This is a genomic window from Okeania sp. SIO2B9 (genome assembly GCF_010672505.1).
In the GTDB taxonomy this organism is placed as follows: domain Bacteria; phylum Cyanobacteriota; class Cyanobacteriia; order Cyanobacteriales; family Microcoleaceae; genus Okeania; species Okeania hirsuta.
The window spans coordinates 1-2065 of sequence record NZ_JAAHGK010001320.1 but is presented as its reverse complement, the minus strand read 5'-3'; the positions used below and the strand labels follow the sequence as shown (position 1 = coordinate 2065).

General features: G+C 31.4%; 2 protein-coding genes and 1 pseudogene. All 3 read right to left on the bottom strand.

Annotated elements, in window-relative coordinates; all coding sequences use genetic code 11:
* Positions 1–268: 268 nt before the first annotated feature.
* Positions 269–514, bottom strand: a complete 246-nt coding sequence (locus tag F6K13_RS30280; RefSeq protein WP_124145605.1) for a DUF4926 domain-containing protein — start codon at positions 512–514, stop codon at positions 269–271.
* 17 nt (positions 515–531) lie between these two features.
* Positions 532–861, bottom strand: coding sequence for a DUF6883 domain-containing protein (locus F6K13_RS35570; RefSeq protein ID WP_353734923.1), 330 nt, complete (start codon positions 859–861; stop codon positions 532–534).
* Between the two features lie 13 nt (positions 862–874).
* Positions 875–1221, bottom strand: a pseudogene (locus F6K13_RS30275) (beta-ketoacyl-ACP synthase); the annotation flags it as partial.
* Positions 1222–2065: the final 844 nt, after the last annotated feature.

Sequence of the window (2065 nt, the reverse complement as noted above, 5' to 3'; positions counted from 1 at the left end):
CTGTAGACCAGTATTATCAAATGCTGGAAGCAGGAATATTAACTGAAAATGAAGAGTAGAACTAATCCGAGGAGAAATTCTGAAAATGTCTCCTATTAGTCCTTCTCTTCATTTTCAGTTAATATTCCTGCTTCCAGCATTTGATAATACTGGTCTACAGTAAATAGTCGTCGCAATAATTGTACAGACATTACTAACTCCTTGAGAATAATTAATTATATGAATTTATTGTACAAATATTATCAACTTCTTGTGTGCTACCTAAGCATTAAGCAACAACTTCTTCTACTAATTCATAATGTAATCGCATTATTTGATTACTTGGAATAGTTTCCATTGCATAAGTTGTTCCATCATTATCAGAAAAATCTACTTCAAAAACATTATTATCGTATTCCATAACAATTGTTCCTACTTGTCCTCTATACAGAATAATAGATTCTCCTGTTTCAAAATGAGTTGTTTGTCTATCCTCAGTTAATGCAACAATATCTAATTCTTGTAATTGAGTCATTAATCATACCTCACTTACTAACAGGATAACAATTTGTTAATCAGGGAAAGTCTTCTCCTGTACAAATTATCCAAGCAACTAAAATCAGAGATTCTCCTATATTCAGTCTGGAGAAAGAACTTCATATTATAGTGTGTACCATATTCATTGAGTTTACGAATAAAAACTGATTCATTGATAACAGCTCTTTTAATAGCACTTTTCAAAATTTCTACATTTCCTAAGGTTATTCCTAGCTTTTGTTGAAAAAAGGTAGCTTTATTTTTCCATTTTTGATGATGAAAATTAAGACAATAGCTTTCAATTTTATTATCTAATTCCGCTTTAATCCCATTGGGAAGTTTCATAATTAAAAACTCTTTAATTAGAGCAATTTATCCTGCCATATACTCTACCCAAAACTAAAGCAGCATTCTGACCCCCAAACCCAAAACTCAAATATAAAACATTTTCCACCTGAGACTAACGAGCATACCTAACCAAGTCTAAGTCAAATTCTGCCTCATTTAATCCTACACAGGGAGGTAAAATCTGATGTTCGATCGCCACAAACAAAATGCAGCACCCAATGCTCCAGATACTCCCAATGTGTTACCAGTCACTCCCCTTGTCGAACTAACTGCCACTCTGTGAGAAAAAATTTGCTCAATTAAATTAGCTTCGTGGCGATCGTTTAATTTAGTTGCCATTCCATGAGCATGAATATAGTGCTATCACATATCTTGTAAGGTGCGTTACGTTTCTAAAGCACTCTACTAGAACTCTCATCGATTACATCATTATCAATTCCAGATGAATGCTGGGAAAATATTAATTAATTTTTAGGCGTTGCATATTTGTGGGATGAATTGTATGCTTGGACAAAAAAGAAGTATGAAGTATTAAGGATGAGATTTACCTGTTCAAAAAAGATTCATCCCGCCTCTCAGCAGCGCTAATTTTTATATTACTAATAGTTATCATAACCCAGGCTTAATGTCAACCTATTTTTTAATTTGTGAAGATTAAATGAAGATGAATCTTCAGAATTTTTGAAAATCTACTATAAATTTTAATTATAAGTCCAACGTATTTCCGTCGTTAAACGGATTTAGTATATTTGAATCATTAATTAGCATCATTTTTTTCGATCAAAATTTAGTTGAAAATTAGAATTTTTGCACGCACTATATCCTGTTCAACAACACACTCTTTTTTGATATATGATTTAGATATTCTCTGCCTTATTATTTATTAATAATCGCCGTTTTTTAGTCTATGATTTAATGTTGTTTTTAAAATAAAATTTAATATCATTTATCTCGATTTCACTAGAATTTATGGGGATTAGAATAACTTATATCTTCATGTCTCTTTGATTTGGTAAAGATTCAGTAAAGATGGTGATTTACTCTTGCTTTATTTTGATAGGATTCGCTATTCTTAGAGGTCGTTTGTAAAGAATTATGAAGTGTTTTTACCCCTGGCAAATTGGGTATTTCAGCCTATAAATCTGGGATAAATAACCAAGTTGTTACAGTTTAAAGGTCAATCATTGTATACTACAAAACT